We start from the raw sequence: 23,318 nt of genomic DNA, 5'->3' as shown, positions 1-23,318 counted from the left end.
CTCACTCTTTCTTCGTTATCGGATCAATTGGTAATCGCATGAGAAATGTTGTCCCCTTCCCATCTACTCCATCCTGTAAGGAGATTTCTCCTTGCCATTGTTCCACCAATTGTTGTACATAAGACAGTCCGATCCCTGTAGAGGGGTTGCCGGTTCGATCGTATTTCGTAGTAAAGCCAGGCTTGAACAGCAAAGCCTTTCGCCGCGGAGGTACCCCCGGTCCGTCATCGTTGATTCTGATTTCCACAACATCGCCTATCCGATCAATTTCAATGGAAATAGCTCCTGTTTGCTGGATGGCTTCCACTGCATTTGCCACCAGATTATTGATTAGGGAAAGCATCATGAAAACATGGTAGAGCGGATGTGTCCCCGAAATGGAAGCTGTGATTTGTATGTCCTTCTCCAACAAAGTTGCATACTTCATATTGCTTCGATTAATAATGTCCACGAGCTGATGGATGTCCATGTAGTCCGAAATGCTTTCATCGGATATCAGCTTGTGAAGCCCAGCAAAAATACGTTGGTTGTCCTTTTTAATCTCGTGAACCTCGCCTGCGACAATCAATGCACGCTTGGCGAAGCTCTCTACATTCGAAGATACTACCTGTTCTTTATGAAGCTCATGCAAGCCCTGGTATAGCTCGAAAGACTTCATACTGATACTTTCGGCATTTTGCAGTGTTTTTTTCAGATGAATCGATTCCTCATACAGGTTTGAAATCAGCATCAGCATATGCTCGTTCTGTTTTCTTGTCTGTTGCTCCCGCGACTGTGCTTCGTACAGCTTCATCATATTGAGAAAACTAATCACGATAAAGCTGTGGGATAGCGCGATGACAAGCATCTCTTGCACCGCTCCCCAAGTGAGGACAGTATCCAGTAGCACATATTGGGATAGAACCTCCAACAGATCAGCCAATACCTCAATGACCATCCCCATCAATCCAACCAGAATCGTCCTGTTGTGAAAACGGCGCATTCCGGTTAGATAAAACAGAACAGAATAGGCGAAATAAAAGAAAAAGCTAGAATAATGCGCTTGGAGGGAAGCCTCCCATGCTGTATGATTCCCCGCGATGAGGTCGATCACAATCCGAAAGCATACGACCGTCATCCCCGTCAAAAAGCCAGCGAGCACAGATGGAATTCGTTGAAACAGTAATAAAAAGAAGAAAAAGGTAGGAGCTCCAAAGCTAATTCGAAATGTCTCATTGACGGGATAAAATTTCAACTCTCCTGCCAACGGGACCGTAATGAGCATGAGCGCCAATATATACCAATCTCGTTTTACTTGTGTCTGAACACGCATGCCTCTCACTTCCCATGTTGTTTCTTGATGCCCCTATCTATTTTTATCGAGAATGTGTAAAAAGCACAAGTCTCAAAAAAAATGTGAAACTCACATGAAACAATCTGTGAGTTTTTGTTTTATTTTGTAGGGTGGTTGTAAAGTGATCATTATATGTATTTCGCGAAGCATGGAAGCGCTTTCTATACACTTCGCGTTAGAGCAATGTATTCGATTTTTGGGGGGAAAGGCGTTGATTCAACAGGTTTTACTCGTGGATGAATTACAACAATGGGTGGAACAATATCGTTCCAAGGCATCTGAAGGAAAATGTGCCAGTTATATCCCTGCTTTGGACAGAACGGATCCGAATCAGTTAGGTATTTGTATCATCGAGCCTACAGGAAAAATGCACACGGCGGGTGACTGGGAAGTTCCTTTCACGATGCAAAGTATTTCCAAAGTAATCAGTTTTATTGCTGCTTGCTGCTACCATGGTATCCCTTACGTGTTGGATCGGGTAGATGTAGAACCGACTGGAGATGCATTCAACTCCATTATCCGTCTGGAAATGAACAAACCAGGTAAGCCTTTTAATCCGATGATCAATGCGGGAGCGATTACGACCTCTTCACTTCTCCCTGGTCAAACACCGGATCATAAACTGCGTTACTTGTATGCATTTTTCAGTAAAATTACTGGTGTAACGCCAACGGTGAACGAGGAAGTGTTTCTTTCCGAATGGGAAAACTCTCACAGAAACCGGGCACTCGCCCACTATTTAAAGGATACTGGCTATTTGGCGTGCGAAGTGGAAGACGCTTTGGAGGTCTATCTCACCCAATGCTCGATTGAAGTTACCACCGAGCAAATTGCCTTGATCGGTCTCCTTTTGGCACTCGATGGCTACCATCCGATGCGCAACGAACAAGTTCTCCCGAAAGATGTCGTCCGTTTAGCCAAAGCACTGATGCTCACCTGTGGCATGTACGATGCATCGGGCAAATTCGCCGCGAATGTTGGCCTGCCAGCAAAAAGTGGCGTCTCTGGCGGAATCATGACACTGGTTCCTCCTAACCGCAAACCACATTCACCGTTTCAAGATGGTTGTGGAATCGGTATTTTTGGACCTTCCATTGATGGTTGTGGAAACAGTGTAGCGGGCGTTTCTTTGTTAAAACATATGGCTCAGGAATGGGATGTAACGATTTTTTAGAGAATACTAAGGAAACATTCATAAAAAAATTCGAGGTGACACGATGCAACAATTCCTACTTGATGTAACAGCTTCCATAAACGATTTTTTGTGGTCCTATATTATCATTGTCATGCTAATCGCGTTAGGCTTGTTCTTTACCTTCCGAGGTAAATTTTTGCAAGTACGTATGTTGCCGGAAATGATCCGTTCCATTAAAGAAGGCAGAGCGAAAGACGATGGTGGCATCTCCCCTTTTCAAGCTTTCGCTATTAGTATGGCCGCGCGTGTCGGCACAGGGAACATTACAGGAATTGCCATTGCCATTGCTTTAGGTGGTCCTGGCGCCGTATTCTGGATGTGGGTCATTGCCATTATCGGTTCGGCATCCAGTTTTGTTGAGAGTACGCTCGCTCAGATTTATAAAATCAAGGATAAAAACGGTTTTCGTGGCGGTCCGGCTTATTACATGGAAAAAGGGCTGAACAAACGTTGGATGGGAGCACTGTTTGCTGTCCTCATCACCCTTTCGTTTGGTCTCGTATTTAACGCCGTGCAATCCAACACTATCACAATTGCCTTTGAAAATTCGTTCGGTACCGACCGATTGACAATCGGAATTATCATGACGATCGCATTTGCATTGATTATTTTCGGTGGTGTGAAACGCATCGCAAAAATGTCTGAGTACATCGTGATTGTCTTGGCCGTGTTGTACATAGGTATGGCCCTGTTTATTGTGATGATGAACATCACCGAGATGCCTGCACTGATCGCGTTGATTGTGAAAAACGCGTTTGGATTCGAGCAATTCGCGGGTGGTACCCTGGGTGCAGCCCTGATGCACGGCATCAAGCGTGGTTTGTTCTCTAACGAAGCTGGTATGGGTAGTGCCCCGAACGCTGCAGCTACAGCAACGACAAGCCATCCAGTGAAGCAAGGTTTGATTCAAGCATTCGGTGTTCTATTCGATACCCTCGTGATCTGTACAAGCACAGCTTTCATTATTTTGCTGTCCGGCGCATACACGCAACAAGGACTGAGTGGCATTGAGCTGTCCCAAGCAGCACTGAGCATTCATATTGGTTCTTGGGCGTCTGGCTTCCTTGCCATTATGGTATTCCTGTTCGCCTTCAGTACATTGATCGGGAACTACTATTATGGCGAGACCAACATCGAGTTTTTAAAGACAAGCAAAGCATGGCTCATGCTATATCGTTTAAGTGTACTCGCCATGGTGTTGTTCGGATCAGTGGCAAAGGTACAGCTCGTATGGGATTTGGCCGATTTGTTCATGGGCCTCATGGTCATCGTCAATCTGATTGCGATCGCCATGTTGTCAAAAGTCGCCTATGCTGCGCTACATGATTATTTGGAACAGAAAAAAGCAGGAAAAGATCCTGTGTTCTACAAGGACAGTATTGAAGGTCTCGATAATATTGAAGCCTGGGATAATGCTACTCCTTCCTCCAACAAATAGCTCTACGAATAAAAACGAGAAGCCTGTGTGGTAGCGGCTTCTCGTTTTTCATTTACAATCGCGGATCGATCTCTTTTTCCTTCGCCACTTCAAAGAGCATCGTTGCGACTACTTTTTGATATTCCGTATTTTCTGGTGAAATGTCGTCGAATTTGAACCCAAGCATCCGCTCCCCCAGCCTGTGTTCCTTCATCGAAGTCTTGAGCTTTTGCGTAATATTTTTCTGATTGAACAGCTTTCGGTACTTGTGTGGAAAACGGTAGTCGTAGCCATAAATAATCGCCAAGTACTCCGGATTGCGAACCTTCATGGCAGGAACGACCTTCTGATCGATAACCTCTGGCTTGATCACGATTCCTTCCATCTTGTTTTCCAGTGTAATCGTGGAAAAGTAACGTGTCGCTAGTTCATATGCATTCGGCTCAGACAAATCGATGGCGAGAAAATGATCGTCATTTACGAAGCGATACATATCGGATGTATCCCATTTCGGCAATTGCTCCTCCCCATTCAAATAGATGGCCTTTAGAATGGAAAATGGCTTGTAGGCTAGCTCCCCTTCTCCTGCATAGAGCTCCATCTGTTTTTGGTAAATGTGATAGGCCTCCAAATGCTTGTCGACAGGAACGTAGCTCTCTTTGATTTCTCGTACATACTTGTAGTTTTGATACAAGCTCGATCCGAATTTTTCCGTGAGCGCACTCTTGGAAAGGTGGAACTGGTCTTTTTCGAATCCGCTCTCGTCATAGTTGTGAATGAGTTGGTGAAGCGCCTCTTCAAAACCATTTTCCTGCAAAAATGCAAATTCACTGTGCAGCGCGGATTCGATTGGTTTGAACTGCTTTTCGATCAAGCCCTTCCCTATTGCACTCCACGGCAACAATTCGCCATCCAAGATGAGCATTGCCATTTCATTCTGCTCCATGTATTCGCGGAACCTTGCATGTAGCTTGTCATAAATTGGTGTCAAATCAACTTGATTGATGGCATAACCGTTTCTGCTGATCGCAAAGCATTTGTCGCGATCATGATGGAGATAGAGATTGCATCTCGAACCCATGTATTTCGGCTGTAACACGACTTGCTGAATGCCTCGACTCGCGAAATAGTCCAGCCCTGCCTTCAAAGACTCCAATTCCTGAGTCGCCTGATCCTTATCCGCCGGAGGCATCGTTCCGGAAATAAAATTGACCTTATTTTGCGAGCAGTAACGGAGTCGACGGAGTTCTTCCTCTTCCAAATCTTCCATGGATACTTGTTTTTCTGCATGGAACAAGGTCGGCAGCTCATCAGTCATCACCCGATGCTCAGACTGAAACGATTTGAAAAACGGCTTGTGTGCGATCACGACGGAGGTCAAAGCATTTCCGTGCACACATCCTGTATCGAGATGGAGCTTGTTCTTCAGGCGAAACGTTTTTTGTGCCGCAATATGTCCAAAAATATGGTACGGATGGTTACTGACCGCTTCACCCGTCAAAAATGCGAGTTGCTCTTCCAATGAAGCTGTTCGGTCTATCCGAAAATTACGTTGGCGCCGCATCGAATTTGTATCAAGCTTTCCCATATACTTCTTTTTGCAGGGAGCGTGTGTTACATAATAGGACGGACCAGTCAGTGCGTTCGATCGATAAAACGGCTGAGCGAGCGTATACAGGTGATTGAACATCGCTGTTAATTCAGCATCTTTTTCCAGGACGTGTGTGGAATCAAAGTAATTCTCCAATAGCTGCGGGTCTACCCCTTTTAATTCCTTTCGCAAGTACTTGTAGACAAAATTTTCGTGGTTCCCGACAACAAACAAGAAATGCTGTTGATTTTCGTATAGAAACTCGATGATCTCCCTGGTTTGCGCTCCTTTGTCGATCCAGTCCCCTGCTATGATGATTTTGGTATGCTGCACCTTGTCAGTCGAGATGAGACGATTGTCCTCGAGCTTGAATCCGTAGTTTTGCAGGAGACCTTTTAATTCGTGGACGCATTCGTGAATGTCTCCGATGATAATGTATGTTTGGTCTTTGGGAAGGATCGTAGCCAGATAGGCATCCTTATTTTCGATCTCGACCTCATAACGTGGATTAGCCACCCCATCAGCTAGTGCGTAAAAATCTTTGTGCCGTATCCGGTGTATGTTGTGGTACCCTTCCTTGGATAATGCCCGAAGCACTTCTTGCTTTAACCGGAGAATATGGTTGGTAATCAGTTTTTTTGACCGCTCGGATGCATAGTAATCTTCCCGATTGCGATAATCAAAGAGGATCACCTCCAATCGGTAATTGTTCTCGGCTGCAATTTCGCGGACTTTCGAACGGAAGTCTTCTGCTAGTCCTGTTGTATCGACAACCACGAATTCGGCGTTGATCGGAAACGATGTCACCAAGCGTAGCTTTTCAAACAGGAGCTGAAATGCCTGCTCGCTGGCCTCAAGCATCACCTGATCATACTTGTCGTAATCATAGCCCAGCAGTTCCTGGCGAATGCTATCCGAGGAAATGTATTGGACATTTGCTTTTGCGTTTTTTTGTTCATCTTCAAAAGAAAGCCTCGGCATGAGTACTTCCTTGGCAAAAGTCGTTTTCCCACACTCAGTGGGACCGACGAGCATAAAAATCGTGTGAACCTGCGTCTGTAACAGCATCGTTACGCCCCCTTTCTCTGGACAATGACGCCTTGTGTGGTGTGTATGTCATTCACGCCGTCACCAATGGATACAAATTGGCCCTGCACCCCGGCTTCTTCCATGATCTCAGTCATCCATGCCTGGAACTCTTCTTGTCCCATTTCCCATTTATGATCGTCGTGGCGATAGCCTTCCAGTTCATAGAACGGATTGAAATCCGAGTTCGGTGTAGTTATGACAAAATGGTCAAAATCCAATCGACTACAGATTTGCTTAATGAGCACTCTCGCTTCTTCCTTGCTCATATGCTCGATGACCTCAGTCAAAATGACATCTACCTGCTCACCGTTGTAATCCTGCAAAAACTGATCAAGCGAGCGGAACAAAATCAGATTCGAGATTTCTTTTTCCTCAGCCCTGCGTCTCACTACTTCCAGCGATTGTTCATCGATATCGATGGCATAGTAATACTGCGGCAGCTTGGTAGCGAACGGGATCGCATAAAAGCCTTCTCCACATCCGATATCTACAATAGATTTGGTAAAAGGTAGCTTACTCGCGATGTAGTTCCTTCTCTGCAAACCGGTGCTGCCGTACTCCAATTGAATGGGGTAGCGGTTCGTCTTCTCGATCTCGGTCTTGTACTTGCGATAGCGCTCTCTCGTTGTCAGGAAGTTGCGAGCGAACAGGCTTCGTATGTAAAAAGGTGCGTCGATAACATGGATGCTTTTGATGTATTTATCCAGGATGTTATCGGATATGTCGATGTACTCTTTTCCAAACATACTCAAGAATAGACAGAGCACACTCACGACGTGGAGAAGCTGATGCAGACTCGTTCTCGTTGTGATGGTCAGAGCGTAGCTTTTATCGGCGTGGTGCTTGAGTTCAAAGGTAAAGTCCTTGAGGTGCTTCTCAAAAAATGTCAGATACAGCAGTCGTTCGATGTGAATCATGTTGATGAAAAAAACATGCTCATACCCTTCTGCATCCCGCTCGTCATGTTGCTTCATTGGAGCGGAAAAAAACTCATTAATCGCATTTAACGGAAACAAGGGTGTATTGTACCGGGAGACATTCAAATATTCAAAATGCTCCTGTTCGGATTGTTTATAGGAGACCTCATTTTCTGCGTCTTTAAAGTAAACGTTGTATGTATCCGTATTGGAAAACCACCCGTATGCGATGCCTTTTCGAATAGATCGTAAACTCAGTCCGGAATTCGGATTTTTCTTGATCATGTACGAAAAGTCCGGATTCTGTGATCGTAGCTGAACAATGGCCATACGTTGTCTCACCTCTGTAAAAGAAGAATGAATACCTACTGACAATATTCGCCTTTCCATCCACCTGCTGAACAGGGTAAAAGTATTACGACTTTCCCATTAACAGAAGCATTTGATTCAATTTGCTGTTCTTGGTATAGTGAAATCCGCGATAACAAACCAGCGGGAGGTGCATCAGATGCCTTATTACAAGCCGATTGAGATCGCTCGCGAGTTACATATTAGTACGAGTGCTTTGCGCCATTATGAATCATGGGGAGTCGTTCCTGCTCCTGATCGTGCAGACAATGGGTATCGAATTTATACAGAAATCCATCTTGCCTATTTTCGTTGCCTGCGCGCCATGTTTCCCGGCTTTGGTGTCGCTGTCACCTGTGAAGTCCTTCGATCGCTTCAAAAAGCGGATATGGATGCTGCCTTTTGGCTCGTGAATAAAGAACAGGCCAACCTCCAACAAGAGAAGGTCGCAGCAGACCAAACACTCGAGCTTTTGGAAAATCTCGATCTCCCCTTGCCTCCAAACAAAAAGTGGCGAAACCGCATGACGATTGGTGAAGTCGCTGCTTACACAGGAGTCACAACGTCTGCGATCCGCCATTGGGAAAAAGAAGGCTTGCTTGTACTGCCACGAGATCCTGAGAATGGCTACCGCCAATTCACTCCCATGGATATACGGAAGATTTTGCTTATCCGCACATTGCGCAATACGGTGTATTTTCTAACGAACATGAAAGAAATTGTACAAGCAGTAGAAAATCAAAGTATTGAACAGGCCAAAAAAGTGACGACGGATGCGATCAGAAGCATTCACGATCGCAATCGCCATCAGATGTACGGAGTTAGGCGGTTGGTTGAATTGTGTGAGGTATTGAAGCTCGTATGATTATCTTCCTGTAAAACGCGGTGGAGTCTTGTCTAAGAAAGCTTTGGTTCCTTCCCGGAAGTCTTCGGTGGATGCCACGAGTCCGAAGTAGTCTGCGCCTAGTAGTGCGGACTCCTCTACTGTCAGGTTACTCCCTCGATGAATCGAGTCCCACGTTAGTTTCACTGCCAGCAGCCTAGGGAGTCTGGTTGTTCCACCAAAGCCCGCCACTGCTCCAATTCGTACTTCTGGATGTCCCATTTTGGCATGGTGAACCGCAATACGCAGCGTGCACGATTCAGCGATCTCAAGGCCCCCGCCCAACGCATAGCCGTTTATTGCTGCAACGACTACTTTTCCCAACGATTCGATCTGACTCGTGACCGAAACGGCCAACTGAGCAAAATCCCTTACTTCCAACGGTGTCGCTTGATGCAGATACGAGATGTCAGCGCCGGCCGAAAATGCTTTTTCTCCCGGTCACGATTCCTTTCTCATTCTTTGTACAAAACAACCTCTTCAACGCTCATCTTTCCATCCTCCCATCGTTTTAGAAGCTACTAAATAAAAAAGCGCGTTTCGACCAGGCAAACTTCTGGGCGATACATGCATACTTTGCTTTCCAAATGAAAATTGCTTCTTCTTCCATATACAAAACAAAAAAGGATGACCCCGGAGCTTCAACCACCGAAGCACCTTTACGGTCATCCCATTTCTTATTTCTTTTCTACGGCATGTCCGCCAAATTCATTGCGCAAGGCTGCGACCACTTTTCCGTGGAACGTATCCTCGTCCAACGAACGGTAACGCATCAGTAAGGACATCGCAATCACGGGTGTGGCTGCCTGTAGATCCAGCGCGGTTTCCAGCGTCCATTTTCCTTCCCCGGAAGAATGCATGACCCCACGGATTTCATCGAGCTTGGCGTCTTTTCGAAAAGCTCGCTCTGTTAAGTCCATCAGCCAGCCACGAATGACGGAACCATTTGCCCACACGCGTGCGACCTCGGCAAAATCGTAGTTGTACTGGCTTTTCGCAAGTACCTCAAAGCCTTCCCCAATCGCCTGCATCATACCGTATTCGATCCCGTTATGAATCATTTTCAAGAAGTGGCCGCTGCCCGCTTCCCCAGCATACAAATATCCGTTTTCGACGTTAATGTCGCGAATCATTGGCTCAATATGTGTGAAGGCTTCTCGATCTCCACCAATCATCATACATGCTCCGTGGCGCGCTCCCTCCATGCCTCCACTCGTACCTGCATCCATGAAGTGAATGCCCTTTTCCTTTAAGCGAGCATAGCGATCTAATGATTGCTTGTAATGAGAGTTGCCACCGTCAATGACGATATCCCCTGCAGCAAGCAAGGTAGAGAGTTGATCAACCAATTGATCCACAATCTCTCCTGCCGGTACCATCAGCCATATTACGCGAGGTATCGGCAGCTTCGCCACAGCATCTTCCACCGAAAATGCTGGAATCGCGCCTTCATGACTCAACTCTTCTGCTCGCGTAGAATCTACATCATAGGCGACGACCTCATGCTGATGCGAGAGCAAATTAAGCGTGAGATTGTACCCCATTTTTCCTAATCCGAGGATCGCAAGTTTCATATCGTGTACGTCACTCCTTTTTGGATCATATCCGTTATCACGTATTATAAGATAAAAATTTTCATCTTTCATCAAAAATGAAGAAAATTTTTTCGAACCTATGAAAAGGAGTCTGATTTTCCTTATACTATCAGTACAGATCCACAATGGAACGTTAGGAGGTACCTATTGATGAACGCTTCCACCCCGCCTGCTCCTCGCGTGCTCACGCAATTACGCGCCATCTATACGCAATTAAGCGGGAAAGAACAACAGATCGCCGACTATATGTTGGCGCATGCCAGTGAAATTATTCACTTCTCGATCACGGAGCTAGCCGACCAATGCCAGTGTGCAGATGCTACCGTATTTCGTCTGTGTCGCAGACTGGGCTTTCGCGGCTACCAAGCATTCAAGATCGCCTTGGCGAGTGAAGTCACGAATCCGAAGCAAACCATTCACCAAGAAATCAACCTCGACGACGATGACGTCAGTGCGATTGCTGAAAAAATTTTCACAGCGAATATCGAGACGATTCGAGATACACAGCAGATTATCAATAAAGATGAGTTAATGAAAATCGTCTCCTGTTTGGAAAACGCAAACCGGATCGAGTTTTATGGCTCGGGAGGCTCAGCCGTCATCGCACAGGATGCGTACCACAAATTTATGCGGACAGGCATCCCTTGTCTCTATCATTCTGATGCTCACTATCAAGTAATGTCTGCCTCTCTGCTTACCAAAGGTGCTGTCGTCGTAGGCATCTCCCACTCTGGGTCCAATAAAGATATTTTGGCAGCCCTCCAGGTTGCCAAGGATGCCGGAGCAAAAACAATCGGCATTACGAGCTATGGAAAATCTCCTCTCGTGCGTCTGGCAGATATGTGCTTGTACACGACTTCACGCGAAACGGTATTTCGTACAGAAGCCCTGTCGTCCAGGCTTGCTCAGCTTAGCTTAATTGATCTGCTCTATGTAGCCGTATCCTTACGGAGGCAGGATGATACGATCGCCAATATCCAGCACATCCGCGAAGCCATCTCACTCAAACGCCTGTAAATCAGGCGTTTTTTCTTTTGCTTACCCTCCTCTTGCAACTTGCAGGAGAAAAATGCAAATCATACAAGCATCGTGTGAAGTGTTCAATTATGAAATAATTTTTTTCTTAATGCTTAACAAATGAAAAAAATTTCGATATAATCGCGTTATCTCCATGACAACACGTTGAAAGCGTATTCAATTAGGGGTGACTTCTATGACGCAAACCTATTTTATCGGGCTTGATATCGGGACAACCAGTACCAAAGCAATTGTATTCACTCCTTCCGGCGCCATCCGCGGTACGGGTAATATCGATTATCAGCTACTCGTTCCCCAACCGTCTTGGGCTGAGCAAGAACCGGAGACGATTTTTGCTGCTGTCATCCAGGTATTGAAGCAAGCGCTGGAGCATGCAGGCATTGCCAAAAGCGAGATCGGTGGTATTGGCTTCTCTACTGCCATGCATAGTCTGATCGCTGTCGACCCGAGTGGCAATCCCCTGACGAACAGCATCATCTGGGCTGACAATCGGAGCGTGGCACAAGCAGATCGACTAAAAGCAGACAGTGTCGGTCATCAGATTTACTTAGCGACGGGCACGCCTATCCATCCCATGTCTCCCCTGCCCAAAATCATGTGGCTACGGGAGAATTTGCCTGATACGTTTCGGCGGGCAGCCAAGTTTATTTCGATTAAGGAGTACGTCATTTATCGGCTTTTTGGTGAGTATATCGTCGATTACTCCATTGCTTCCGCTACGGGGCTGTTCAATCTGAGAAAGCTCAACTGGGATGAGGACGCGCTACGAGTCGCAGGCATTTCCAAGCAACATCTCAGTGAGCCTGTACCGACTACTCATATCCTGCGAGGAATGAAGATTCGTTATGCGGAAGAGATCGGAATCGATCCAGATACGCCTTTCGTTGTCGGTGCTAGCGATGGGGTTTTGGCAAACCTCGGCATCGGAGCCATTGATCATGGACAAGTAGCCATCACGATTGGCACGAGTGGCGCTGTAAGAACCGTAGTTCCAGAACCGATCACCGATCCAAAAGGACGGACATTCTGCTACGTGCTGACGGAAAATCATTGGGTGATTGGCGGACCCTCGAACAACGGTGGGATCATGCTTCGCTGGTTCCGTGATGAATTCAGTTGGCCCGAAGTGGAAAAAGCCAAACAGCTCGGCGTCGATCCCTATGAAGTCATGATCCAAGCTGCTGAGCATGTTCGAGCTGGTGCAGACGGGTTGCTCTTTCTCCCCTTCCTATCCGGCGAACGAGCTCCGTACTGGAACGCCCAAGCAAGAGGCTCCTTCTTCGGTATCGGCCTCCATCATAAGCGCGAGCATTTTATCCGAGCTGTACTTGAAGGAATCTTGTTTAGCGTCTACAGCATCGGTATCGCCCTGCGCGACCTGGCAGGTGGAGCCAAGGAAATCCGTGCATCGGGTGGATTCGCCCGCTCGCGGGAATGGCGCCAGATTATGTCCGACATGTTCGGGTATGAAGTGCTGATTCCGGAGAGTCATGAAAGCTCGAGCTTTGGTGCCGCTCTCTTGGCGATGCATGCCCTGGGGGCAATGGATCATTTGCAAGATGTGAAAAAGATGATTCATATTTCCCATCGCCATGAGCCTGATTTGGAACGATCCAGTGTCTATTTGGAGCATTTGGAGCTTTTCTATATATACGAGCGTGTTTATTACAACCTGCTGGAAGAGTACAAGCTGATAGCTGAATTCCAAAAGCGGTTGAACAACTAGAGACAACAACTAGGGAGGGTTCATCATGCCACTCGTCATAACACTGCTGTCTATCATCTTTCTGCTCGTTCTCATTACTCGCTTCAAACTGAACCCATTTATTGCGTTGTTATTGGCCGCTGGATTTGTGGGAATCGCATCCGGCATGCCGCTTGTAAAAGTTGTGGATTCGATCAAGGATGGAATGGGTGGCACACTCGGCTTTATCGCGATCGTGCTTGCCTTGGGAACTATGCTTGGCAAAATGATGGCAGAATCTGGCGGTGCCGAACGCATAGCCCGTACTCTCATCAATCGCTTCGGTGAGCAAAACGTACATTGGGCCATGATGTTCGTGGCATTTATCGTAGGGATTCCGGTATTTTTCCAGGTTGGTTTTGTTCTCTTGATTCCACTTGTGTTTACGATTGCCAGACAAACAGGTGTCTCCCTAGTCAAAATCGGAATTCCTCTCGTAGCCGGCCTGTCCATCGTCCACGGGATCGTGCCACCGCACCCTGCTGCTATGGCCGCTGTCGATCTGTTCCAGGCGGATGTTGGTAAAACGATTTTGCTCTCGATCATTGTCGCACTGCCTTCCGCGATTATTGCAGGACCACTCTACGGCAGTTGGATTAGCAAACGGGTCAAGACCAGTATCTCTCCAGAGCTTGCTTCCCAGTTGGCGGAACCAAAATCCGAGCGTGATTTGCCTAGCTTTGGGATCACCGTCTTCACCGTCTTGCTCCCCGTGCTGTTGATGCTGTCTGCTACGGTTGCAGATGTGACGCTGCCAAAAGAAAATACCATTCGCCAATGGGCTGATTTTATCGGTAGTCCGATTACGTCTTTGTTGATTGCCGTGATTGTTTCCTTCTGGACGCTCGGGTTTAACCGCGGCTTTACCAAAGACGATATTCTCAAATTCACAAATGATTGCTTGGCCCCAACCGCGACAATCTTGCTCGTCATCGGTGCAGGTGGCGCATTTAACAAAGTACTGCTGAACAGCGGTGTGGGTGACTATATTGCTGAGCTCGCTACTGCATCTGCGATCTCCCCTATTTTCCTGGGCTGGCTAATCGCGGCCTTGATCCGTGTAGCAACTGGCTCTGCAACCGTCTCCATGATGACGGCAGCCGGTATCGTAGGTCCGATCGCGATGCAAATCCCTGGAACAAGCCCAGAGCTTTTGGTACTGGCAACAGGTTCTGGCTCCCTGATCCTGTCTCACGTAAATGATTCCGGTTTCTGGCTGATCAAGGAATACTTCAATATGTCCGTGCAAGATACACTGAAAACGTGGACAGTGATGGAGACCATTCTTTCTGTTGTGGCAATCATCTTGATCATGGGACTATCCTATATCGTGTAACCCGAAATGAAAAACAGGTCTTTCCATCCACATCACTGGAGGTAAGACCTGTTTTTTGTCTGGCTGGGTAACTCACTACTTCATTCGTTTGGCAATTGGATGATCTTCATTCAGTTCTAGCAAATCCCACAGGTTGCCATATAAATCCTGAAAGACCGCCACCATTCCATACGGCTGTTCGCTTGGCTCTCTCACAAATTGGATTCCTTTTGCGACCATCTCATGATAATCTCTCCAAAAATCATCTGTGTTTAAAAAGAGAAACACTCTCCCGCCAGCCTGATTCCCGATAAACCGCTCTTGCTCAGGTTTGGATGCTTTGGCAAGCAAGATCGTAGTGCCAACAGAACCAGGTGGAGCTACGACAACCCACCGCTTATCCTGTTCTGCCTGATACGTATCTTCTACTAAGGTAAAATGGAGCTTCTGGGTATAAAACGCAATGGCTTCATCATAATCTTTGACCACTAGCGCGATATGGACGATGGATTGAATCATTTGCTCAATACCTCCAGCTTCAAGGTTATTTTTGGAATGAAATGATTTGTTTGGGGCATCCTATGCCTTGGGGCTGCACGTTTGATATAGCAGAACTTCCCAACACTAATCGAGGGAGTGACAATCTTGACTACTAACAACGAACGCAATCACAACGATGCTGTTGACAACGTTGACAACAACGAAGCAAACATGTCAGGCAGTGGAGCTTCTGAAGCAGTAGGAACAGTTGGCGGTGCGGCAGTAGGTGCTGCCGTAGGTTCTATTTTAGGGCCGCTTGGTACCATTGCAGGTGCGGTTGCCGGGGGTGCACTTGGCAACGAAATGGGAGAGAATGTAGCGGCTGACGGCAATGACACATGGGATGTTGCGAATAATGAGGCCGATAGAGACCGAGCAGAATAAAGCAAGCTTCATCTATGTATGACAATTACGAGGTGCGGGTGCAAAAACCTGCACCTCGTTCCCATTACTTCCCGCACATGTCTATTGCCTTACTCCTCATTACTTCTTATTTAAATAATCTTCTACTGATTTTCGCTTATACTTGCTTGTTGCTAATTCGATCATCTTTTTATATTCTTCTTGTTGTTCCTTATCATCTTTACTTTTTTTACGCTTATCTTCCCTAGCCTCCAGTGTTCTTTTCCCATTCATATTCATTTTGTTTTTACTATCATGATATTCGATGTCAGAATCATAACCAGTTATCGATCGTAATACTTGTAAGCTGCGCGATATTTTCTCTTTATATTGTGGATAGATCTCTTCTACTGTTTCCTGGTATAAATTCCTTCCTATCCGATGGTTTTTTATCCGTGTCAGAGCTAGGGTCTGTGCCTCTAGTATTTTGCTATACTGGGCCATTTTTTGCTGAATACTTTCAATCTCATCCTCTTCTTTTTTGTCTAATTCCTCCATCCATGTAGCGAACTCATCTGCTATGGTATCGAAGTCCTCCTTTTCTTTCTCAAACCTTTCCTCTTCTTCTTGTTGTACATCAAAAAATGGGTAGTAATCCGCCTCTATTTTCTTAAGTGCCATGTATTCGTTTCGAATTTTGTTTTTATCTAATTGATAAATAAATACACATTTTTTCTCGTCACGTTCGTCTAGATGGGAAATCCCTTCTGGAATAAATCTCATTTTTTCTGGCTTCTTTACATCGTCAATTTCTTCAATCTCATCGATAAGAATTTTGTTTCGCTTCAGTTTAGCTGACATGATTTCCAAAATATTGGTGGACGAAGCTTTCCCTTTTGTAACCTCACCAAAATGAGCAATTTTATTTGCTTCGTTCCCCATCCAATCTACCGGATTTTGATTTTTCAAAAAATCTGTAGGTAAAGATTGATGCATGGAGTAGCGAATCCCTTTCACTTTCTTAGCATCGAAATTATTGGAATCAATGTCATAGAGCTCCTCATTTCCGTCCTTATCGGAAAATGCAAGATTGAATCTTGCTGTGTGACTTTTTCTCGTAAAATCCAAATTTCCTTCATCCATTGTTTGAGAAAATTGTTCGAAAGAAGATTCACCCTTTGTTGGACTACTAAATTTCCAATTCTTTTTATCTGTCTTGGTCATATCCGCCTTCGCATCCCATTTAAACGGAATTCTGACTGGCAGCTGAATTTCCCATGGCTTCGTTGAATCAACCTGTTTCAATGCACCTAATTTTACCAATTGTTCTTGATCCACACTAAAGTTCCATTGATCGTATTTCACTTCAACGTTGTACACATACTCTGTACCTTTTCCCGCTCCACGTAGCATTTTTTCAATCGTATTATTATAGGAATGCTCGTTGTTTTTCACATCTTGCGGGGCTATATTCCACGCTTGGTTCGCTTCGATTCCTCGTACAATCTGATAACCGACCAAGTGTCCCCCATCGTATGCGGTTTTGGCTGCATCATTTTTTCCATCCCGTAGCAATCGCTCTTCTGTACCCAAATTGCCGATCGCACTTACAAAAGAATCGCCTTTACGATCTTTTCTCGATGTGCCTTTTTTTACGATAGCAGAAACAGAATGAGGACGATCACATGTATCTCCTAATTCAACTGTCTTGGAAAAGAATCGTTTATTTACGTTGTCCTCACCATATGTATCTTTCAACACGCCAAAAAAGGTGGGGAGGCCTTTATCTGCTCGCACAGCAGTAAATTGACCTTCATTTTCCGGATCGTTATCATACTCATCTGTTGTGTAATCGGTTGGTTCAATACCCTTGAATTTGCCTTGTATCACAAGTTGGTTATTTTTTTGCTTTTGGAGTAAATGGATCATGGCTTTATTTCCGACTTTTTTGGCGAGCTGTAAGACATGTGGCGTTGAGTTTTTAGAGTTTGGGGATAGAGAAGAATTTTCAGGGGTTTGTCGATAACTTGATTGCGAATCTTGATTCTGGAAAAACATCACATCACCTGCCAGTACGATCATTTATCGAATCTTTTCTTATCATATCATATCAAATTCTGTCTTCTTTCCCAATCCGATTGAAAAAAAACGCTACTGGACACCGACCACAGCAAAGCCAGCGGGAGAAATGCTCCTCACCCAAGCAAACTGAGGTTTCATGACCCATACTCCTTTTTTGTTGATAAAGCCCCATTTACCGTTCAACAAGGCCGGTGCCAAGCCATTTGACTGAAAGTCGCCTGCTCTTGTATCCATTCCATAATCGGGTTCAAAGCTAGGCTTAATCACTAGTTTTCCCTTGGTGTCTATATAACCAACCTTCCCGTTTGACAAAATCCACGCCAGACCTTGATGGAAGTCGCCTGCATCTGTATAGGCGGTTTTGAGCAAAATTTTTCCGTTTTTATTGATATAAGCCAGCTTGCCATTGATCATCACCTTGGCTATCCCGTTGACGAATTTGTTAGCTTGCTCAAATTGTGGTTTGATCACCCAACTTGCTTTCCCGTCCATATAGCCTAATTTTCCATTCTGATCCGCAACTGCCAAGCCCTCTGCACTGAACGAACTCGCATAGGTGAACTGCGATTTGATCGCCCATTGGCCCTTTGTATTGATAAAGCCGACTTTTCCATCCTTGTATGCCCAGGCTAACCCATTCGCGGAAAAGGAACGGTCCACAACCATGGACTTCTCTTGCTCGATAGGATGAAACTGCGGTTTGATGACCCAATGTCCCTTGCCGTTGATATAACCGATCTTACCGTATTCCGTGTTTCCTTTTATGCGGGCCTCAGCGAGTCCATTCGCGGAAAAATCGGCGGCATAGTCAAACTGTGGCTTGATGACCCACTGTCCCTTTTTATTGATGTAACCGTATTTCAGGTTTTGTGCAGCAGGCGCAAGTCCGTTTGCAGCGAAGGAACCCACGTACGAGAATTGAGGCTTAATTACCCACTTTCCTCTTTGATTAATGAAACCCCAGGATTGGTTGGCTGGACTGTCTCCCGGTGTTGCAGCGTAGAGTCCACCCGTGTCCTTCACTTCCTCGAACGTAGGTGCCACGATCCATTCTCCCTTGCTGTTGATCACGCCTTCCTTGGCGTTGGCGATGACTGGCGAAAATAGCAGAGCAGCGATGGATACAGCCATGATGGTGAATCGTTTCATCCATGATCCCTTCTTTCGCTAGCTTATTAGCAAAATCTAATACCTAATCCTATGACGTCATGGACAAGGGATTGGTTACCAAAAGAAAAGCCGACGACTCACAACATAAGTCATCGGCTTTTCTCCTTATTTGCCCACAGAGACAAAGGATTGCTCGGGCGCTTTCTTTTTCGGTGCTTTGGCATCGCCTTTCTTCTGGCTCATCTCAAAAGCGGCCAAAATCGCCTCTTGACGCTTCATACCGGATTTCTCCAACTCCTCCATCGTGGAGACGATTTGCTTGTAATCTTTTGGAATGACTTTGACAAACTGTTGGACGGTACGTTCCCACTCATCGAGCAAAGCTTGTGCATGACGGCTGCCTGTGTGGCTGACGTGGTTTTCTAGCAAGCGTTTGACTCGAGCGATTTCCCGTTGATCTTCCAGTGTCTCCAGGAGTACCATCTCCTGATTGCACGTAGCAGCAAACTGCTCTTTATCCTCCGCCAGAACGTAGGCAGTACCGCCTGACATGCCTGCTGCAAAGTTTTTGCCGACGGGGCCGAGAACAACGACACGTCCTCCTGTCATGTACTCGCAGCCATGGTCGCCTACTCCTTCAACGACTGCAGTCACTCCGCTGTTGCGAACGCAGAATCGCTCACCAGCCATCCCGTTGATATACGCCTCCCCAGAGGTCGCTCCGTAGAACGCAACGTTTCCGATAATCATGTTGTGCTCGGGAGTGAATTTGCTTTTTTTCGATGGTGCGACCGAAATTTTGCCGCCCGACAACCCTTTTCCTACGTAGTCATTCGCATCTCCCTCAAGATGAAGCGTGATCCCTCGAGGAACAAATGCCCCGAAGCTTTGACCTGCCGAGCCAGTAAAGTGCAGGCGTATTGTATCCTCCGGCAGACCGTGTTCGCCAAATCGTTTGGTTACCTCGCTGCCCAAGATCGTACCGACCACGCGATTCGTATTGGTGATAGCGAGCTTTGCCTCTACCTGCTGCTGTTTATTCAATGCTGGCTTGCACAGCTTGAGTAGTTTTTGACGATCCAGCGTTTCTTCCAGCTTGTGATCTTGGTTGCGTTGATGATAGCGGCCCACTTCCTCGGAAACATCCGGTTGGAACAAGAGCGCAGACAAATCAACGTGCTTGGCTTTCCAATGTTCTTTTGCCTTGTCGCTCATCTTCAGCACATGGCTCTGCCCGACCATCGACTCGATGGAGTGATAGCCCAGCTCCGCCATAATCTCACGAACTTCACGGGCAACGAGACGCATGAAATTCACGGCGTGCTGCGGATCGCCTTTAAACCGTTTGCGCAGCTCGGGATTTTGTGTCGCCACACCCACTGGGCATGTATCGAGGTGACATACGCGAGCCATGACACACCCTATGGAAACAAGTGGTGCCGTAGCGAAGCCGAATTCCTCCGCACCGAGTAGAGCTGCAATGACGACATCGCGTCCCGTCATCAGTTTGCCGTCCGTTTCCAGAACCACACGGTCGCGCAATTGGTTCAGCAAGAGTGTCTGATGTGTCTCAGCAAGACCGAGTTCCCATGGCAGTCCTGCGTGCTTGATGCTTGATTTTGGGGAAGCGCCTGTGCCTCCATCGTGTCCACTGACCACAATGACATCTGCAAGACCTTTCGCTACACCAGCCGCAATCGTTCCGACTCCAGCCTTGGATACGAGCTTCACGCTGATTCGCGCACGTGGATTCGCATTTTTCAAGTCAAAAATCAGCTGTGCCAAATCCTCGATTGAATAAATATCGTGATGAGGCGGCGGCGAAATGAGTCCAACTCCTGGTGTCGATCCGCGCACTTCGGCAATCCATGGGTAGACTTTGCTTCCTGGCAATTGACCGCCTTCGCCTGGCTTTGCTCCTTGTGCCATCTTAATTTGGATCTCTGAGGCATTAACCAAGTAATGACTGGATACGCCAAAGCGTCCTGATGCGACCTGCTTAATGGCACTGCGTCGCAAATCTCCGTTTTCATCCATGATGTAACGTGCCGAATCTTCGCCACCTTCCCCACTGTTGCTTTTTGCACCCAAACGGTTCATGGCGATCGCTAAGGTCTCATGCGCTTCTTTGCTGAGAGAGCCGTATGACATCGCCCCCGTTTTAAAGCGATGAACAATGGAGTCAACAGATTCTACCTCGTTTAGCGGGATCGGCTGTCGATTGGACTTGAAATCGAGCAAATGTCGCAGAGCTACGAATTGTTGTGCTGTCGCTTGCTCCGCATAGATTTTGTATTGCTCATAGCTGCCTTCCCGACAAGCTTTTTGCAGGGCATGAACCGTCTTCGGATTGAACAGGTGGAACTCACCGTCACGGCGGAACTGAAAATCGCTGCCTGCCTCCAATGCTTCCTCGGAATGCTCTGGCAAAAATGCTTTCGCATGGCGAATCAACGTCTCTTGCGCAATTACATCCAGTCCCATCCCCGAAATCTGAGAAGGCGTACGGCTAAAATAGCGATCGATGACGGTAGAATGGATGCCCACCGCTTCAAAAATTTGTGCGCCGCGGTAGCTCTGAATAGTCGAAATGCCCATCTTGGACATGACTTTTACGACACCCTCTACAGCTGATTGCAGGTACACTTCGACTGCTTCGTCGCTGGTGAGATCCTTCAGCTTACCCGATTCAACCAGATTGTTTACAGTTGAGATGGCGACGTAGGGATTAATCGCGTCGGCACCGTAACCAATCAGCATGGCGAACTGGTGTACATCACGTGGTTCTCCGGATTCGATGATGATGCTCGCTTTCGTACGTGTTCCTGTGCGGACGAGATGATGATGAAGTCCACTTCCAGCGAGCAAGGCAGGGATCGCAGCTAAATCTTGATTCATTCCGCGATCTGATAAAATCAGCAAGGTGTAGTCAGCAGCAATTGCTTCATCCGCCGAAGCGAACAATTGATCAAGTGCCAGCTCCAGTCCTTGCTCTCCCCCTTGCGCCGGGAAGAGTATCGACAATGTTTTCGCCTTGAACTCTTGGTATGGGTTCGCGCGAAGCTTCGCCAGCTCTTGATTGGAGATCAAAGGATTGGTCAAACGAATTCTGCGGCAATTGCTCGCATCCGGTGCCAAGAGGTTTCCTTCCGCGCCAAGCACAGTATGGGTCGAAGTTACGCAAGCCTCCCGTAGCGCATCAATTGGCGGATTCGTGACTTGGGCGAATGACTGTTTGAAATAGTGGTACAAAAGCTGTGCGCGATCTGACAGTACCGCGAGTGGTGTGTCTACGCCCATCGAACCAATGGGGTCTTTCTGCTCAGCAACCATCGGGGCTAGTACCTTGTCGACTTCCTCCTGGGTATAGCCAAACGCTTTTTGGTGCGCAAGCAGGCTATCTCCTTGCAGCTCCTCCGTGCGACCTGCTGCCGGTAAATCCTCGATAGCATGCAGGTTATTTTTCACCCACTCCTTATATGGCTGTTCGCTTGCGATTTTTTGCTTGATTTCCTCGTCAGATACGATTCTGCCTTCTTCGAGATCGACGAGCAGCATCCGTCCAGGGCTAAGCCGTCCTTTCTGGACAATCGTTTCATCTGGTACTTCGAGAACTCCAACCTCTGATGAGAAAATAATCGTATCATCTGATGTCACATAGTATCTCGCTGGTCGCAATCCGTTTCGATCGAGAATCGCACCGATATGTCTGCCATCCGTGAAAGAAATAGCTGTTGGACCATCCCACGGCTCCATGAGGCAGCTATGGTACTCGTAAAAAGCTTTCTTATTTTCGTCGATTCGCTCATCCTGATCCCACGGTTCAGGAATCATCATCATCGCGACATGCGGCAAGGAACGACCTGCCAGCGAGAAAAACTCCACACAGTTATCCAAAATCGCTGAATCACTACCCGCCATATCAATGACTGGCACCACTTTTGCCAAATCAGCACCAAACGCCTCGGACTGGAACATTTTTTCACGAGCCATCATCCAGTTCATGTTTCCTTGTAAGGTGTTGATTTCCCCGTTGTGAATCAAATAACGATTCGGGTGTGCCCTCTCCCATGTAGGGAATGTGTTCGTGCTGAAACGCGAGTGAACGACCGAGAAAACAGAAGTGTAAGAATTATCTTGCAAATCAAGGTAAAAAGCATCCAGTTGTCCTGGTGTGAGCAATCCTTTATAGACAATCGTACGCGAAGACATGGAAGCGGCGTAAAAATCAGCACCTGTTGCCTGTTCCACCTGCTTGCGAATGATGTATAGCTTCCGTTCAAATGCTATTTGGTCCTGTATATTCGAGTTGGCTCCAATGAATACTTGGCGGACATAAGGCTGACTCGCTACAGCCGTTTTGCCAATTTTCGTCGCATCGACAGGAACTGTTCTCCAGCCGAGCAGCTTTTGTCCCTCAGCTGCGACAATCGCTTCCAGCTGAGCTTCATACTTTTGCCGCTTCGCCTCATCCATCGGAAGAAACAGCATACCTACACCGTATTTGCCTGGCGCTGGCAGCGTGATATTCAGCTCTTTACAGGTCTTTTTGAAAAAGCTGTGTGGAATTTGCGTTAAAATCCCTGCACCGTCTCCCGTTTCCGGATCACTGCCTTGACCGCCGCGATGTTCCAATTGGCACAGAATTTTCAGACCCTTTCTGACCATATCATGCGTCGATTTCGATTTCAAATTTGCAATAAAACCAATTCCGCAAGCGTCATGTTCGAAAATCGGATCGTATAACCCTTGCTTAGCAGGCATTCCTTGTGTCGTCAT

Annotated in this window: 15 protein-coding genes and 1 pseudogene; 7 read left to right on the top strand and 9 right to left on the bottom strand. The window is 46.8% G+C overall.

What is annotated here, in order from left to right; all coding sequences use genetic code 11:
- Position 1: 1 nt before the first annotated feature.
- Positions 2-1,312, bottom strand: coding sequence for an ATP-binding protein (locus HP398_RS02670; RefSeq protein WP_035291059.1), 1,311 nt, complete (start codon positions 1,310-1,312; stop codon positions 2-4).
- A 217-nt stretch (positions 1,313-1,529) separates the two neighbouring features.
- Between HP398_RS02670 and HP398_RS02665 the strand changes: the two genes are divergently transcribed.
- Positions 1,530-2,507, top strand: coding sequence for a glutaminase (locus tag HP398_RS02665; protein ID WP_035291144.1), 978 nt, complete (start codon positions 1,530-1,532; stop codon positions 2,505-2,507).
- A gap of 43 nt (positions 2,508-2,550) precedes the next feature.
- Positions 2,551-3,966 carry an alanine/glycine:cation symporter family protein gene (locus HP398_RS02660; protein WP_173621736.1) on the top strand — a complete coding sequence of 472 codons (1,416 nt, stop codon included), beginning with the start codon at positions 2,551-2,553 and terminating at the stop codon, positions 3,964-3,966.
- A gap of 52 nt (positions 3,967-4,018) precedes the next feature.
- Here HP398_RS02660 and HP398_RS02655 read toward each other — a convergent pair whose 3' ends face one another.
- A complete protein-coding gene (locus tag HP398_RS02655) occupies positions 4,019-6,604 on the bottom strand; it encodes a metallophosphoesterase (RefSeq protein ID WP_173621735.1) in 2,586 nt (861 codons plus the stop codon).
- 2 nt (positions 6,605-6,606) lie between these two features.
- Entirely contained in the window at positions 6,607-7,872 is a 1,266-nt protein-coding gene (locus HP398_RS02650; protein WP_173621734.1) for a class I SAM-dependent methyltransferase, read from the bottom strand.
- A 178-nt stretch (positions 7,873-8,050) separates the two neighbouring features.
- Here HP398_RS02650 and HP398_RS02645 point away from each other — a divergent pair, with 178 nt between their 5' ends.
- Complete coding sequence (locus HP398_RS02645) at positions 8,051-8,755, top strand: MerR family transcriptional regulator (RefSeq protein ID WP_173621733.1); 705 nt, start codon at positions 8,051-8,053, stop codon at positions 8,753-8,755.
- On the opposite strand, the pseudogene HP398_RS02640 reads toward HP398_RS02645, so the two are convergent.
- Both HP398_RS02640 and gnd read right to left on the bottom strand, forming a co-directional pair.
- Positions 8,756-9,211, bottom strand: a pseudogene (locus HP398_RS02640) (enoyl-CoA hydratase-related protein); the annotation flags it as partial.
- 239 nt (positions 9,212-9,450) lie between these two features.
- A complete protein-coding gene (gnd, locus tag HP398_RS02635; protein WP_017248370.1) occupies positions 9,451-10,347 on the bottom strand; it encodes a phosphogluconate dehydrogenase (NAD(+)-dependent, decarboxylating) in 897 nt (298 codons plus the stop codon).
- A gap of 171 nt (positions 10,348-10,518) precedes the next feature.
- On the opposite strand from gnd, the gene HP398_RS02630 reads away from it, so the two are divergent.
- From HP398_RS02630 to HP398_RS02620, 3 genes are all read left to right on the top strand, one after another.
- Positions 10,519-11,385, top strand: coding sequence for a MurR/RpiR family transcriptional regulator (locus HP398_RS02630; protein WP_173621732.1), 867 nt, complete (start codon positions 10,519-10,521; stop codon positions 11,383-11,385).
- Between the two features lie 196 nt (positions 11,386-11,581).
- Positions 11,582-13,132 carry a gluconokinase gene (locus tag HP398_RS02625; protein WP_173621731.1) on the top strand — a complete coding sequence of 517 codons (1,551 nt, stop codon included), beginning with the start codon at positions 11,582-11,584 and terminating at the stop codon, positions 13,130-13,132.
- 25 nt (positions 13,133-13,157) lie between these two features.
- A complete protein-coding gene (locus tag HP398_RS02620; RefSeq protein WP_017248367.1) occupies positions 13,158-14,486 on the top strand; it encodes a GntP family permease in 1,329 nt (442 codons plus the stop codon).
- A 75-nt stretch (positions 14,487-14,561) separates the two neighbouring features.
- Here the strand turns inward: HP398_RS02620 and HP398_RS02615 are convergent, their stop codons facing one another.
- Entirely contained in the window at positions 14,562-14,984 is a 423-nt protein-coding gene (locus tag HP398_RS02615) for a VOC family protein (protein WP_173621730.1), read from the bottom strand.
- A gap of 192 nt (positions 14,985-15,176) precedes the next feature.
- Between HP398_RS02615 and HP398_RS02610 the strand changes: the two genes are divergently transcribed.
- A complete protein-coding gene (locus HP398_RS02610) occupies positions 15,177-15,389 on the top strand; it encodes a glycine zipper domain-containing protein (protein WP_026043071.1) in 213 nt (70 codons plus the stop codon).
- Between the two features lie 99 nt (positions 15,390-15,488).
- Here HP398_RS02610 and HP398_RS02605 read toward each other — a convergent pair whose 3' ends face one another.
- From HP398_RS02605 to gltB, 3 genes are all read right to left on the bottom strand, one after another.
- Positions 15,489-17,429, bottom strand: coding sequence for a hypothetical protein (locus HP398_RS02605; protein ID WP_254475790.1), 1,941 nt, complete (start codon positions 17,427-17,429; stop codon positions 15,489-15,491).
- A gap of 69 nt (positions 17,430-17,498) precedes the next feature.
- Complete coding sequence (locus tag HP398_RS02600; protein ID WP_173621729.1) at positions 17,499-18,578, bottom strand: WG repeat-containing protein; 1,080 nt, start codon at positions 18,576-18,578, stop codon at positions 17,499-17,501.
- Positions 18,579-18,704: 126 nt separating this feature from the next.
- Entirely contained in the window at positions 18,705-23,318 is a 4,614-nt protein-coding gene (gene gltB / locus HP398_RS02595) for a glutamate synthase large subunit (RefSeq protein WP_173621728.1), read from the bottom strand.

This window comes from Brevibacillus sp. HB1.4B, assembly GCF_013284285.1.
Lineage (GTDB): Bacteria > Bacillota > Bacilli > Brevibacillales > Brevibacillaceae > Brevibacillus > Brevibacillus porteri.
This window is presented reverse-complemented; position numbering and strand designations above follow the sequence as displayed.

Bases quoted from the DNA above. Each gene is read 5' to 3' on its own strand.
- gnd (WP_017248370.1), bottom strand. From the start codon at position 10,347: ATGAAACTTGCGATCCTCGGATTAGGAAAAATGGGGTACAATCTCACG.
- HP398_RS02600 (WP_173621729.1), bottom strand. From the start codon at position 18,578: ATGAAACGATTCACCATCATGGCTGTATCCATCGCTGCTCTGCTATTT.
- HP398_RS02655 (WP_173621735.1), bottom strand. From the start codon at position 6,604: ATGCTGTTACAGACGCAGGTTCACACGATTTTTATGCTCGTCGGTCCC.
- HP398_RS02610 (WP_026043071.1), top strand. From the start codon at position 15,177: ATGTCAGGCAGTGGAGCTTCTGAAGCAGTAGGAACAGTTGGCGGTGCG.
- HP398_RS02660 (WP_173621736.1), top strand. From the start codon at position 2,551: ATGCAACAATTCCTACTTGATGTAACAGCTTCCATAAACGATTTTTTG.
- gltB (WP_173621728.1), bottom strand. From the start codon at position 23,318: ATGACGACACAAGGAATGCCTGCTAAGCAAGGGTTATACGATCCGATT.
- HP398_RS02645 (WP_173621733.1), top strand. From the start codon at position 8,051: ATGCCTTATTACAAGCCGATTGAGATCGCTCGCGAGTTACATATTAGT.
- HP398_RS02605 (WP_254475790.1), bottom strand. From the start codon at position 17,429: ATGATCGTACTGGCAGGTGATGTGATGTTTTTCCAGAATCAAGATTCG.
- HP398_RS02620 (WP_017248367.1), top strand. From the start codon at position 13,158: ATGCCACTCGTCATAACACTGCTGTCTATCATCTTTCTGCTCGTTCTC.
- HP398_RS02615 (WP_173621730.1), bottom strand. From the start codon at position 14,984: ATGATTCAATCCATCGTCCATATCGCGCTAGTGGTCAAAGATTATGAT.
- HP398_RS02670 (WP_035291059.1), bottom strand. From the start codon at position 1,312: ATGCGTGTTCAGACACAAGTAAAACGAGATTGGTATATATTGGCGCTC.
- HP398_RS02650 (WP_173621734.1), bottom strand. From the start codon at position 7,872: ATGGCCATTGTTCAGCTACGATCACAGAATCCGGACTTTTCGTACATG.
- HP398_RS02630 (WP_173621732.1), top strand. From the start codon at position 10,519: ATGAACGCTTCCACCCCGCCTGCTCCTCGCGTGCTCACGCAATTACGC.
- HP398_RS02625 (WP_173621731.1), top strand. From the start codon at position 11,582: ATGACGCAAACCTATTTTATCGGGCTTGATATCGGGACAACCAGTACC.